This is a genomic window from Bacillus sp. MMSF_3353, from assembly GCF_030733445.1.
In the GTDB taxonomy this organism is placed as follows: domain Bacteria; phylum Bacillota; class Bacilli; order Bacillales; family Bacillaceae_G; genus Bacillus_A; species Bacillus_A wiedmannii.
In genome coordinates this window covers 1-13,351 of record NZ_JASHJA010000058.1, presented here as the reverse complement: position 1 = coordinate 13,351, position 13,351 = coordinate 1, and the positions used below count along the sequence as shown (strand labels likewise).

The window sequence follows — 13,351 nt, the reverse complement described above, 5'->3', positions numbered from 1 at the left end:
GATGTATAATGACCTCTTAATTAATAGTAGATAAAAAAACTGTGTCTAATTCCAATTAGACACAGTTTTTTTATCTACATAATTAATTTCAATCTCTCTTCTAAAACCTTCCTATCAGATTGTGATTTTGAAATTACAAGACATGTATCATTTCCACAAATACATCCTACTTTTTCTTTCCAATCTAAAGAATCTAATAAAACACCTATAACATGAGCATTACCGGGTAAAGTTTTAATAATCGTTAATTGATTTACATAATCAATCTTCACGACAACTTCTCCCAACTTTTTCTTTAACATCATATCAGTTTGTAAACTATTTTCTGCGAAAACCTTGTATATAGTTAATCCATTTGAAGTAATTGTCTTTATTAAATTTAATTCATGAATATCCCGCGAAATAGTAGCTTGTGTTACTACTACCCCTTGTTCTTCTAACAATTCTACTAATTTCTCTTGTGTATCTATTTCATACTCTCTCACCAATTGTTTAATTAGTCTTTGTCTTTTTTCTTTTTTCATAAAAGACGCCCCTTATATCATTATAGCTTTATTATATCTTGCTATAAATTTCATTCGAAAGAGACAAAGGAGAATATTGCGGAAACGTTCATAGTTTTGAGTGCTTTACGTCTCTCTATATAACAACAATTTTAAATTTCTGCATTTTTATCATAGTCTAGAATAGGGGGTATCACCACATATCCATCAACTTAAGAATTTTCTTTACCCCCAAGTGTTAAAAAAACGCCATCCTTTCCTATAGGTCTACAGAAAGAATAGCGTATTTTTTTATTTTAGGGGTTTGTTGGGTTGATAGTGATGTGGCGAGACCCCAATACCAACTATGTTTTATTTGATACAGTCTGAAAGCCCCGCATAATCTTTATATTATGTAGCCTTGGCAGATATCCATATCAGGAGGGAGATTCAATCAACGATTCGCACTAGTTGCAAAATGAAGGAATGAAGTTTATTAGAATTTTCCGTCAATACATTGGGTATGCCTCTTCTTATATCCTCTTTTTCATTTGATTAAACAAACGTTTGTTTAAAACAGAATAGATATAGAAATTATCTTGGATGGCCCCTCATCCCCTATATTGTCTTCACATTTTAATTGGAAAAGTTCTCACGGGATTTTTAAAAAGTCTTTAAAATTAGTTGTATTATAATTTTTGCATTGAATCTGTTAACTTCGAATACCCTCTAACAATAGTGTAACGTTTTTTCTTAAGTAACTCCGCCTCAATAGATTCCTCATTTTATTAAAAAAAGCCAAGATATTTTATCCCAGCTTCTTTTAGTAAAATCAATTTATTTTATAACATACTTCAATCCCTATTTTACTTCATTGGCAACAAAGAAATGCTCACATACACTTGAAATACGCTTTAAGTCCACATTCCCACCTGAAATTACTGCTACTACCTTTTTACCATGTACATATTTATCAACCTTTTCAGCAAGAAGAGCGGCTGTGGCTAATGCTCCCGCACCTTCTACGACAGCTTTTCCGCGTTGCAGTAAGTCTTTCATCGCTACTTCTAATTCTTCTTCCGATACAGTTACAATATCATCTACTAATTCTTTCACAATTTCAAAAGTTAAATTCCCTGGTATTTTAACTGCACAACCATCTGCTATAGTTGGGGCTTTATAATGTGATACAATTTCTCCGGCATCGTAAGAAGCTTTCATACCGTGTACATTTTCAGCTTGAACTCCAATAATATTAATGGAGGGATTAAATGATTTCAGTGCTACAGCAATCCCTGAAATAATTCCTCCTCCACCAATAGGTACTATGACAGTATCAACATCCCACATATCATCCAGAATATCTAACCCAATTGTCCCTTGGCCAGCCATTACTTCTACATCATCATATGGATGTAGGTATGTTTCACCTGTTTCTTTTATAATCTCTTCACATTTCGCTTTTGCATCATCAAACGTATCACCGTATAAAATAACTTCAGAACCATATCCTCTCGTCGCATCCACTTTAGCTTGCGGTGCAGAAGTTGGCATCACAATTTTGCTTTTGATTTTAAGTAAGTGGGAGGATAATGCAACGCCTTGTGCGTGATTTCCAGCTGAACAAGCAATGACACCACGTTCTTTTTCTTCGTCTGTTAAATTTGAGATTTTATTAAATGCACCACGAAATTTGAATGAACCTGTTAACTGCATATTTTCTAACTTCAAATAAATTTCTCCACCGGTTTTACTGGTTAAATAGAAAGATTTAACCAAAGGTGTTTTTCGAGCATTTCCATCCAAAATTTTTTGTGCTTTTTTTATATTCCCAATGTTGAGTGGTAAAATTTCATTACTCATATTAACACTTCTTTCAATGGCTTATAATCTAATTCTAGTGTTGCACCTAAATTCTCATAAGTTATCGTACCCTTGTAAATATTTATCCCCGTCGCCAAAGCTGGTTTATGCTGGATTGCATTCTCTAATCCATTTTTAGCTATTTCTAGTAAATACTCAATATTTCCATTTGCTAAGGCCATGGTAGAAGTACGTGGAGTAGCACCAGGCATATTTGGTACTGCATAATGAATTACATCATGTTTAACAAATATAGGATTATCATGAGTTGTATAATGATCGACTGTCTCTACTGTACCACCCTGATCTATTGCAATATCCACAATAACACTTCCAGGCTTCATGGATTGAACCATATATTCTTTTACAATTTTCGGTGGTTTAGATCCTGGTATTAAGATTGTTGAAATAAATAAGTCAGCTATTTGTATATGCTTTTCTAAGTTTTGAGTATTAGATTCAATAACTTCAACAGGATCATTTATATATCTCTCTTTTAAATATGTTATTTGTGTTTGGTTCAGTTCTAAAATAGTTACACTACACCCAATTCCAATTGCCATATCACATGCATTAATCGCAGCATTTCCTCCACCTAAAATGACTACATTTCCGGCAGGAATTCCCTCAATACCTGATAATAAAATCCCTTCTCCTTGATGTTGCTTTTCTAAATAATATGCTCCCATAATTACGGCACGACGGCCAGCAATTGCACTCATTGGCTTTAATAATGTCAAAACACCATCTTCGCTAATTGTTTCTCCTGCAATTGCAGTAGTACCAGCATTTCTCATTGCTTCTACACACTCTTTCGACGCAGCTAAATGTAAAAAACCCCAGATTATAAGATCTTTTTTAAAGTAACGATATTCTTCAAGTAATGGTTCTTTTACTTTAACTACCATGTCGACTTCCCAAGCTTCTCCTTGTGCTACTAAATTTGCACCTGCGCCTGTATATTCATCATTTGTATATCCGGATCCAATACCGGCATCTTTTTCTACTAAGACTTGGTGTCCTTCTTCAACCAATTTCCGAGCATTCTCAGGAGTCATCCCTACACGTGCTTCTCCTTTTTTTATCTCTTTTACTACTCCAATTTTCATATCTAACGCATCCTTTTATACAAGATATAATAACTACGATTGAAAATAAGTAATAATTTAACAAACTTATTATATCCATTTATGTTATTTTTATCGCCAATTTCCCTTCAAAGAAAAAATTCCTGATTAGATAGCCTTATTCTGCTTTTACAGTAAGGCTATCTAAGAAATTACTAATTGAAGAAGCTTGAAAAATACGTAGATTAAAAGAGCTAATATCATAATGCTTTTCAGTAATTATAAGTATTGATGGAAAGAATTTAGATTCTTTTGGCTGCCAAGATTCGTTATGCCATTCCTGACTGTGGAAGTATAATTCATACCTATTTATTTTATCTTGCATAACTTTTTTACTGTAAACTGAATTCTGGACTTCAATGAAGAATGGAGATCTACGCCAAATTGTAAATGCATCAGGTTCCATGAATTCTTTACCGTACTTTGGCTCCACTTTAAACAGTTTCGGTTTTTCATAATGGATAAGCTGTTTATACACATCTACTATGCCGAGGAAGTGGAGAATCTTTTGGCTAGTTTTGCGAAGTGTGCTGGGTTGAGGGAAGTAAATGTATGGCTGCTGCGAGATATTGGCATCCACATGGCCATCTCTTCTTAATCGTTTCATCACCGTATTACAGCAAGTCACTGCGTTCTTTAATCCTTGAAAATGCAAATCAACAATATCATCACGAGACATACATCTAAAACGTTTCAGATTGCTAAGTATCGCTTTGTCTCTACTCATCATAATTTAACACCCCGAACAATTGATTTTCTTCTTGTGGTGGATTTTGAATTTTTATATTCTCTTTCAGAACACGATAAGGTTCAACTATCTTCTTAGCTTTACTTAATTCTAAATAAGGAGCTTGCACTTTCTTTAATCCATTTAACTTTAATATCATTTGGCCAGATTGCTCCAAGTGTTCTGAACCAGGGGTGCCCATGATATTACTGTTAATCGTACTATCACACTTAAAGCCCATTCTTACGGTCATATTCAGTTTCAACTTACCATCTAATACTTTTGCATCAGGACGTTGCATACTGAGCATCAGAAAGATTCCAAGTGCCCGACCGACTGCCGATATCTTTTCGACTGTAGACATACTCTCTTTTTCATCTTGTAACATTGCCACTTCGTCAATCGCAAGTAAGATATAAGGCTTCTGATTGTCAGGGTTCAATTTGTTGTATTCATCAATATGATCCACTTCATACCCTTCCATCAACTTTCTGCGTTCGCGTATTTCCTTCCACACTTTCTGTAGCATGATCTTCATTTCAATCTCTTCCATGCAAACCTCTTTTACATGCTTCACTCTTCGTAAGAAATGAAACTCGGAATTCTTTAAATCGCCCAGGTATAAATGTAATTCATCTGGGGACATGTATTGAATAAGTGTAGATAGAACAACGCGTACCATACTACTTTTTCCACTTCCTGTTTCTCCTGCCACAAGTAAGTGTGGAGTATTAGCTTCAACCATGTCATACACAATCATATTGCCGAATTGGTCACGTCCTACCACAACAGGAAGACGATGCTGTTTTAGTAACGGCTGCCATTTCTTATAACTGTAATTGTATGCTTGTAGCCCTGCATCCGAATGAAATACATTAAGTACAAATCGTTTAATATCACCTTCAATCGCTATATTGCGCCCTAATATTTGTTGAAAGCAAAACCACTTCTTTTCGATGGTCTTCGGATCCAAACCGTTTGGAATGGTAAATATATATCGAACTTTTTCTTTCGAGGAAGTAATATCATGTATCTTTGGATAAATTGGTACTTTTCCACCTCGAGTTTGATGGTCCACATATAAACCTGCTTTCCCAAATACCTCTATAAGTCGATTCTTCAAACTTTGTTTGTGAAGCCAATCTTTCACAATCCCCATGTGCTCCCCTCCTTAAAACATCATTACAATTTGGATAAATACATAACCAATAAAACAAACTCCGCCTATTCTCATTCCGTGATACATTCCATCGCTTACAAATTTAGCTGCCGCAACATGATGATTTTTTACAAGATGCTTTTCTAATATCGCTCCTCCAATTGTAGTTACTCCTAAAGCTCCTAATAAAATAAATGTAGTTAACATATAAAACGCCCCTTTATTAACATAATCTGAAATGCTTATGATACATGGGTTTACATCCGCAAAACCTTGGTAGTGTAACTTTGATAGCTGCTTTGGTAGCTGCTTTGGTAGCGACCTTGATACATCATATTGAGGACAGCTTGTACAATATGCAAAATCTTTTGTGCAATTGCGTATAGTTTTTGGCGTTTTGGACAAGGATGGTTAAAAAAGATTATGGAGGAGATTCACGTGTGGGGTAGAGGTATTGGGAGACATAAAACAAAGCTAGCTAAATTTTTATCTAGCTACGATTACTCAATTCAAGATTTTTCAAAAGCTAGTAAGGTAAACAGAAATACACTAGGTCAACTGTGTAATGACAAGGATTATGTGCCGTCACCAAATACAATGCAGAAAATAATGAAGATAGTTAGAAAACATGATCCACGAAAACAAGTAACTGACTTTTGGCATATATAAAGATAATAATCTCACTATTCAATAATGTAATACAATGAAAAAAATCAACTAAAATAATGGATGAAATACGCACTAAATTCGCCATGAACAACGTTAATATGCCGAAATGTCTTGATAGTATGGTAAAGTGGCAACCATTCGCCAGTATGCCAGAACAGTTTGCGGGGATTTTAGACATACTAAATGATTTAAATAAAACAAAAAACGATAGTTTCTGAGGATATGAAAGAACAAATTAGACGAATCTTTATCCACTCAATACAAACTCATGAAGAAAAATCAATTTCATATTATTGTGATGGAATAATTCAAGACATGTATATCAATGTATTACATGTAGAACCGATGCATTTGGATTAAATACATAATTTAAATTTGAAGAGTTAGTGAGTATAAAATAAAAAGCGTTCAATTAAGGACGGTTCTTATTTTTCATTTCACATATACATTGTTTTATGATAGTTTGATAACTTTTGTTCCTTACTATGTACCTTCTTGCTGTTGATCTCTATCCCTCATAAAGTTCTTAATTTTAAGATTAAGGGGAAATTTCGTCACGACCACTCTCATCAAGATCTTTCCAAATGTCTTCTAGTCGAGCTCGCAAGCCTGCCGCTTCAACAATCAACCCCTCAACTACCATGAGAGTGTCTTTTTGCATATCTTTCTAAATCTGCTTAATTCTTTGTGTTTCCATTTTAACTCAGTCCTCTTTTGCTAACTCTTTTTTTATCGCCATCAATAACACCTCATTTCTTGCGTTTTTGGGTAGGATGGGTCACGCGAAATCACCTGTGTGTTACATGAAAGTTCCCTCTCGTTCTCCCTATGAGCCTTTAATTTTTTGATAGTGAAGGATTGTTTTCTTCAATTAAATCATTAATAAATTTGTCTAGTACACTTCCTGCTGCTTCTCGCATTTGCTTTGGTGTTGAATTATTAAACACCTTTTCTATCTCCCCAAGTAGTTGTTTTAAAGAATGGTTGTCTTTGCTATTTTCTAGGAATTCCTCACCTAATCCTTGAACAAATGTACTGATAACAATTACCTTTTCCAATTTAGTTAGTTCCAACTCTATTCCTCCTATTCAAATCACCATTCTCATCAAACATGACATCTTCTCTAATTAATACAAACGTACCAAACGTCTTTGTGTTATGACAATGTGATATCTCGGCTGTATATATTCTGCGGTCTACGCTCAATGGTACCGTAGCCATTATCTTTCTTCTGTTCTTTATCAAAAATATGCGAGATAGTATCAAGAAAAATTACAGAACCTCATTAAAAATTTACTCATAAAAACCGGATTACAATCTTTGATTTATTCCTATTTCATGAGACATTTACTACCTTAATATAATTTTTATTCTAGAGCACCATAATCTCTAATGGTGCTCTTTTAAATTCAAATAACCCCTATATATTTTGGACAAATTTACCGGCTGAATTAGCAGAAACTTTGTGTTATTCTGAACTTGTTGGATATCCCAATACATTCAACAATGCCAAAATTGCATATTTATTATGCAACCATCCATCCAGATACCTTAGCTAATACTTCTCCCTAATTGTCGTTATTGCTAAGGTATCTTTTTAGATGTACTGTGTGCAGGACTTTTATCTCAGTGATAAAACTATTTTCCCCATCATGTTATCAATACTTTTAGTACATTATCTTAACAAAATTCAATTCCGTATTTTTACTTTATATATAGATTTTACGTTTTCAAGTTTTGTCCTTGCCATTTTGAAATCTTATGCTAAAATCTAAGCATATTTTTGCGACCACTAAACTAATATATAAAGTTTAAGTAACAAGCTTTTATATCATTTTAAATGGTTGCCATAAAGATAAGGCAAATATCCAAGTAGGATCTCCATTTCCTTGATAGCTTTGAACCGCTTCATAAAATTTCCCTTGATATTCTACTTTGTCCCCTTTTGTATATGCCTTTTTCGAATCCCATTTTTCATAAGTTACATTTTTACTCTTTGTTGTTACTGTAAAGATGCTGCTTTGAACCGAGATATTTCCAGCCGCATCTACAGCCTTTACAGTATATTTATATTCTTTATTAGCTGTAAGGTTTTGATCAGTAAACATTGTCCCTTGTACAGTTTGAATCAATTGTCCATCGCGTAACACCTGATATCCCTTTACACCCACATTGTCTGTAGAAGGATTCCATTTTAGCTCTACACTGTCTGATGCAACATTGCTTGCATATAATCCTTGTGGCTGTGTGGGAGCTTCTGTGTCCGGTTTCGGATTAACAATTTGATTTACTTTCTTCAGGCCATCCTTTGTAACTTCATATATTACTTTTTTATCAAAGCTTTCGCGTTTATTATTATCTAGATTTGTTAATGTTGCTCTCTCTCCACCTTCTAGGTGTGCAAGTTCAATAAAATCGCCTATCTTTACTGGAACTTTTTGTATTTCGGCATTTTGTTGCTTATTTCCATGAATCTCTTTGTTATATACCACTTTACCTGATGTGTTTTGCACTTTAATACTTGCATATGTATTATCAAAGTAGTTATGTGGTACGCCTGCTTTTAAATCAATTTGCATTTCTTCTGTTGATTTATTTAAATTTACTTTTGCGAATTCAAAATCTCCAATCCCTTTCATTGACCAAGAAAACTGTTTTCCTTCCAAGATATCATCTGTATTTGGTACATGGCTTTTTATTTGAGTAAGAAGATCCATCATCGGTCGCGGTTCATTCGCAAAAACAGAAATAATACTGTTATTTAATTCTTTCCAATCAGCATCTGTTACATTGGGATTTTGTAACATAAGAGAAACGTAATCTTTCCATACTAAAAAATTGATTGGTAAAATATTGGTGGATATTTTATAAATTGCAATTTTATTATCTGCTGCAGTTATCGCTTTCGCTAACCAGCGTAATCGCTCTGATTGATCTAGTTTTACAGGGTCACGTTCAGCATTTTCAAATAATAGCATATACGGCACTTGATTTGTCGGGCTATTATCTGACCAAGGAATAACAGTTGCATCATGACGGCTCGATTCACTCCATCCAGATATATCATTTCCTAAATTCCAAGAAGATGGCTTGTTATTCCATATAAGTGCACAATGTCCAGGTTGTCCAACAGGCATAGCTGCCACTCCAAATGCTTGGCTTACTTGCGTACCAAACTTCGAAATATTACCGCATACCCCGCCAAATCTGTAAATGGAAGAAAGATTCCAACCTAAACCGTAGAATGCATCATTTCCAGCGTGAATGCTAACTCCATCTTTGTTATGGGTTACATAATTTATCAAATATGCACTTTCCCCTACCTTGTCTTGATTTTTAAGTTCTGGATGTTCCGTATTAATCATATTTCTTGCCCAAGTTAAATCTTCTTCTGGTGACCAAGTATTCACTACTAATCTTAAATGCCAAACATCATATGTTCTAAAGCAAGGAAGTAACTCATTATTTTGATCTGCTAATTTATAATGTTGGTACCTTGTTAATGGATTAATAGGTTTATTGTTTGTCCAATATTTTATAGGTTCAGCATGAGCTAACGATGTAGCTATCGCTAATTTCAAATACAATCCTTCGTGAGAATCTGCATCCACATTCCAGATTGTATTCCATATCTCAAGTGCATTTACAGGATTTTTTCCAGTTGGACTACCACCTTCAAGATAGGTATTCATTACACTTGTATTTTTCATAGCCCAGCTAAGAAATTTCTGATGGTCAGAATCTTTTTTTGCAAATGCATCCATTGTTGCGGCACCTGGTTGTGATATAAATTGCCACTGAGCCAAAGTTGCTGCAAATACTGGGTCTGCAAGCTTCTTTTTCAAGTTCTCTTCAGTCATATCCCCAACATTTCCATTCAAATATGCTGTGAGATTATTCAAATGAGCTTCAAAATTACCATTTGCAATGGCTTGATCTGTCTGTTGATTCAATGTTTCTAAAGTGAATGTTGCTTGATTGAATGACATTGTTTCAGCTGAAACCTTTGTATGCGGAATCGGAGCAATACTTCCTAAAATAATCGGCATAGTTAATAATAAAGATGAAATCCTTTTCAAAATAATTCCCTCCCTTTTTTGTTTTTGACCTTTGATTGCTGCATGATTCTCCTTTATATAAAATAATTCCCATGCTCATCAACTTAAAAATTCAAAATAAGTGGTTTCCATAACGATAAAGCAAATATTTAATTCGGTTCACCATTTCCTTGATAATTTTGAACCGCCTCATACACTTTCCCTTGATGCTCTACTTTATCGTCCTTTGTATATGCCTTCTTCGAATCCCATTTTTCATAAGTTACACTTTGACTCTTTGTTGTTACGGTAAGGATGTTGCTTTGAACCGAGGTATTTCCAGCCGCCTCTATGTTAGAAATTGATGATCCAAACATCGAAAAAAAATCGTGCTAGCAGCTGTAATTGCTAGAATTTTTTTGAAGACCCTTCTTGTTCTTTGATTGAACATACTTTTCCCTCTCCTCCTTCATTATTAATAACCATTTAAAATAATAACTCTGCATATACAATTAAACAAATTTCATAAGAATATAACATTCTATAAATAAAATGGATATATTTGATGTTATTTTCACTGTTATTCAATAAGCAATTATGGTATTTCGTTATAAATTTAAGTTATATATCGCTGAATTTATCCTATTAACAATAGAAAGATTCATAAAAATAAAAATATTTCAGAACTTTTTAAGCTCTTATTAATAAAAAAACCCCATTTTTCTACAAATGAGGGCGTAATGAGTTAAAAATCTTATAGTTTACTTTCTATATCTTACTTGTCTAAAAAATATTGAATTCATTTTTAAGTATTTGATGATATTGCTTCTCTGTTATTTCTTTTTTAGTTTTCTTTCCATGCCGGGTTTCTGTAAAACTTTGCTTAGTAAGTGCAATATGCCCGTGTGCAATTAATTTACAAATAATATTTCCCTTATTTACTGGCGATTCTGGATGCTCTATAACCATGTTTTGTATCGCATTCACTTTCTTTTCATTAATTGCATTTAAATAAAAAGCATAACCGATAGACCAGGTATCGTTAAGATCCGAATCAAAAAAATGCGAAGTTTCTCCATTTTTTCCTTTTTTCATTTCAAACACATGGGTTCCTTTCTCCGTATTTCGTTTACGAACACGATATTCACCCGTTACAGAAGTCACACTGGCACCATGAAAAGGTACAGGGTATAAAGGAAGATAGGATGCGAAACCCGCATCTATTATATAGTTTTCATTTTGGTGTTGTAAAACGATAAGTGCGTGGCCATCATCAGGGTTCCACTTTCTTGTTTTTGGATCATAAAGAGTTCCAGCTATTCGATACACATTAAATCCACAATCACACAAAAAATAATATAATAAAGAATTAATTTCATAGCATAATCCGCCACGTTTCTTTAAAAGCAGCTTTTCTTCAATATTTTCTCTAGAAAATTCTTTCATATCTCCTTCCATAATGTCTATGTTTTCATAAGGGAATAAGTGCCCCATCTGTAAAAGAATTGTATGTAAATCTTCAAATTTCACATTTTCTCTTGGTGGAATTTTTAATTTTGAGAAAAACTTTTTTTGTAATTCAGTTAACATTATATATCTCCTCCATTTACAGAAATTATATATATTTACCTATATATTAAGACTATTAATTATATATGACGTACAGCTTGATTAATACATTTCATAAGAGTGTGTAGCACTAAACATATTAGCGACCATTAAGGAGCAAGTGCTCAAAAACTCCTTAATATTTATTCAGATGTATGTTTTTGATATATTGGTATCTTTGCTAATTCCCCAAAAATGAGTTGATAAGAATTTTAAATGTAATGTCTAAAAGTGTACTTTGTGATAAATCAAAAAATAGAGAATCTAAGATGCAGTTATTATTCAGATAAATAACTATAAAACCTTTAATCCTTCTATTTATACATATAGTACTCTTTATATCGTTCAAACTTCGACTTTTTTGTTTTTGCTGATACTATGGGTGACCTTAATGTTTTAGAGGATGCTGCTTGCTTTGGCATTTGTAATACTCCACGTTTCTTGAGCTCTCTATACAAACTACTCACTTTGCACCCTACTATTTTCGCAATATCTGGATATTCTGTCCCTTGATTAAATAATTGAACCGCTCGTTTACATCTTTCATCCCATTTTTCTTCTGTGGTTCGATTTTTAACTGTTTTTTGGTCTAGCTTGATACACTCTCTTTCTATATTACACTGCTCAGCATTATACTGTTCTGCGTCTGCTTGACGATTACAATGCTCCTCCCCCTGTAAGCGTATCATTTTTTCTTTTTTCACAACTTCTTTCATGTTTCATTCACCTCATTTTGTTTGATAAATTCTCGCAGCCTACTACGTTATCTGCAATTCTTGCTAGTTTCTCAGATATTTCTTATAAAAAGGCCATTAATGCTTCTACTCCTTGTCCCTTCTATCACAACTTTTAATTTATTATTTACAAACCATATTGATTTAGCTGTTTACGTGATATCCAAATTCGTATGCATTTTTTATATGTAAATATCCATTTCTTCTTAACAAGCGCTTGCTAGCAAATGGAACCCCACTTCAGTCTTATTTTTCTTTTAGCGGCCTTTTCATCAAAAATCAATTCCGTTCCTAATTGATATACTTCTTTTCCAATTTTTCAATCATCAATACAATATTTATGTACACTACTAGTATGATGATCTTGCAAATCTAAAATACAAATTCTCGTTTCTCTATTATTCATATTTCCAATCTCTTCGGTATAATAGTTGCCAATGTTACACCGCTAATGACAGCGCTTTCTAATTCTAATAGATTTGATTCATCCCATTTGAACAAGTCTATCCATTTTTGAACCCAACTCCAAACAATCCTACAATTCCATTCATAACAACGGATATTTTAGTCTGAATTTTAAAATTATTTTCCTATACAAATGTTGATGCTGTGGTAAAATTATAAATGAAAAAGAGTATGGATTTAAAAGAAGCCAATGAATATAAAAATTGGCTTTTTTCTTGATGACAAATGAAACAAAAACTTCTTTAAATCTTTATTAGTGATAAGTTTTAAAGAAAATCGACCTTGGTTATAGTTTTACATAATTGTAAACTATAGTAAATTGATATTATTAATATCGAATATTCTTAACATTAATTCCACTTATACACATCAACAAACAAAACATTAATATTAATTTCTACTAGTTTTTTGTAAACATACTAAATTATCACCTTTTAATGGATTCTTTCATTTTTAAATTTATATATTCTCTTTTTGTAG

Annotated in this window: 12 protein-coding genes and 3 pseudogenes; 2 read left to right on the top strand and 13 right to left on the bottom strand. The window is 33.2% G+C overall.

Annotation, left to right across the window (positions count from 1 at the left end; translation table 11 throughout):
- Positions 1-74: 74 nt before the first annotated feature.
- From argR to RBB48_RS30705, 6 genes are all read right to left on the bottom strand, one after another.
- Positions 75-524: an arginine repressor gene (argR, locus tag RBB48_RS30730; RefSeq protein WP_098589657.1), complete on the bottom strand. Its 450-nt coding sequence runs from the start codon at positions 522-524 to the stop codon at positions 75-77.
- Positions 525-1,343: 819 nt separating this feature from the next.
- The gene (tdcB, locus tag RBB48_RS30725; RefSeq protein ID WP_306008774.1) at positions 1,344-2,345 is read right to left on the bottom strand and encodes a bifunctional threonine ammonia-lyase/L-serine ammonia-lyase TdcB; all 1,002 of its coding nucleotides are present in this window, start codon (positions 2,343-2,345) and stop codon (positions 1,344-1,346) included.
- On the bottom strand, positions 2,342-3,454 hold the full coding sequence (ald, locus tag RBB48_RS30720; protein ID WP_306008773.1) for an alanine dehydrogenase: 1,113 nt from the start codon (positions 3,452-3,454) through the stop codon (positions 2,342-2,344). Before ald ends, tdcB begins: the two co-directional genes overlap by 4 nt.
- A 136-nt stretch (positions 3,455-3,590) precedes the next feature.
- A complete protein-coding gene (locus RBB48_RS30715) occupies positions 3,591-4,202 on the bottom strand; it encodes a replication-relaxation family protein (protein WP_000987740.1) in 612 nt (203 codons plus the stop codon).
- Complete coding sequence (locus tag RBB48_RS30710; protein ID WP_306008772.1) at positions 4,192-5,358, bottom strand: FtsK/SpoIIIE domain-containing protein; 1,167 nt, start codon at positions 5,356-5,358, stop codon at positions 4,192-4,194. Before RBB48_RS30710 ends, RBB48_RS30715 begins: the two co-directional genes overlap by 11 nt.
- A gap of 12 nt (positions 5,359-5,370) precedes the next feature.
- The gene (locus tag RBB48_RS30705) at positions 5,371-5,565 is read right to left on the bottom strand and encodes a hypothetical protein (RefSeq protein WP_002204302.1); all 195 of its coding nucleotides are present in this window, start codon (positions 5,563-5,565) and stop codon (positions 5,371-5,373) included.
- Between the two features lie 231 nt (positions 5,566-5,796).
- On the opposite strand from RBB48_RS30705, the gene RBB48_RS30700 reads away from it, so the two are divergent.
- Positions 5,797-6,027, top strand: coding sequence for a helix-turn-helix domain-containing protein (locus tag RBB48_RS30700; RefSeq protein ID WP_306008771.1), 231 nt, complete (start codon positions 5,797-5,799; stop codon positions 6,025-6,027).
- Positions 6,028-6,146: 119 nt separating this feature from the next.
- Positions 6,147-6,395: pseudogene (locus tag RBB48_RS30695) on the top strand (YolD-like family protein).
- Between the two features lie 80 nt (positions 6,396-6,475).
- Here RBB48_RS30695 and RBB48_RS30690 read toward each other — a convergent pair.
- The 7 genes and pseudogenes from RBB48_RS30690 to RBB48_RS30660 all read right to left on the bottom strand — a co-directional run.
- Positions 6,476-6,724, bottom strand: a pseudogene (locus RBB48_RS30690) (hypothetical protein); the annotation flags it as partial.
- A 139-nt stretch (positions 6,725-6,863) separates the two neighbouring features.
- Positions 6,864-7,100, bottom strand: a complete 237-nt coding sequence (locus RBB48_RS30685) for a hypothetical protein (protein WP_306008770.1) — start codon at positions 7,098-7,100, stop codon at positions 6,864-6,866.
- Positions 7,087-7,248, bottom strand: coding sequence for a hypothetical protein (locus RBB48_RS30680; protein ID WP_306008769.1), 162 nt, complete (start codon positions 7,246-7,248; stop codon positions 7,087-7,089). Before RBB48_RS30680 ends, RBB48_RS30685 begins: the two co-directional genes overlap by 14 nt.
- Before the next feature lie 605 nt (positions 7,249-7,853).
- Positions 7,854-10,106, bottom strand: coding sequence for a putative mucin/carbohydrate-binding domain-containing protein (locus RBB48_RS30675; protein WP_306008768.1), 2,253 nt, complete (start codon positions 10,104-10,106; stop codon positions 7,854-7,856).
- 128 nt (positions 10,107-10,234) lie between these two features.
- Positions 10,235-10,414: pseudogene (locus tag RBB48_RS30670) on the bottom strand (carbohydrate-binding protein); the annotation flags it as partial.
- Positions 10,415-10,847: 433 nt separating this feature from the next.
- Positions 10,848-11,654: an arylamine N-acetyltransferase family protein gene (locus RBB48_RS30665; protein ID WP_306008767.1), complete on the bottom strand. Its 807-nt coding sequence runs from the start codon at positions 11,652-11,654 to the stop codon at positions 10,848-10,850.
- A gap of 332 nt (positions 11,655-11,986) precedes the next feature.
- Complete coding sequence (locus RBB48_RS30660) at positions 11,987-12,388, bottom strand: hypothetical protein (RefSeq protein ID WP_306008766.1); 402 nt, start codon at positions 12,386-12,388, stop codon at positions 11,987-11,989.
- Between the last annotated feature and the right edge of the window lie 963 nt (positions 12,389-13,351).

Bases quoted from the DNA above. Each gene is read 5' to 3' on its own strand.
- RBB48_RS30715 (WP_000987740.1), bottom strand. From the start codon at position 4,202: ATGATGAGTAGAGACAAAGCGATACTTAGCAATCTGAAACGTTTTAGA.
- RBB48_RS30710 (WP_306008772.1), bottom strand. From the start codon at position 5,358: ATGGGGATTGTGAAAGATTGGCTTCACAAACAAAGTTTGAAGAATCGA.
- argR (WP_098589657.1), bottom strand. From the start codon at position 524: ATGAAAAAAGAAAAAAGACAAAGACTAATTAAACAATTGGTGAGAGAG.
- ald (WP_306008773.1), bottom strand. From the start codon at position 3,454: ATGAAAATTGGAGTAGTAAAAGAGATAAAAAAAGGAGAAGCACGTGTA.
- RBB48_RS30680 (WP_306008769.1), bottom strand. From the start codon at position 7,248: ATGGCTACGGTACCATTGAGCGTAGACCGCAGAATATATACAGCCGAG.
- RBB48_RS30665 (WP_306008767.1), bottom strand. From the start codon at position 11,654: ATGTTAACTGAATTACAAAAAAAGTTTTTCTCAAAATTAAAAATTCCA.
- tdcB (WP_306008774.1), bottom strand. From the start codon at position 2,345: ATGAGTAATGAAATTTTACCACTCAACATTGGGAATATAAAAAAAGCA.
- RBB48_RS30705 (WP_002204302.1), bottom strand. From the start codon at position 5,565: ATGTTAACTACATTTATTTTATTAGGAGCTTTAGGAGTAACTACAATT.
- RBB48_RS30660 (WP_306008766.1), bottom strand. From the start codon at position 12,388: ATGAAAGAAGTTGTGAAAAAAGAAAAAATGATACGCTTACAGGGGGAG.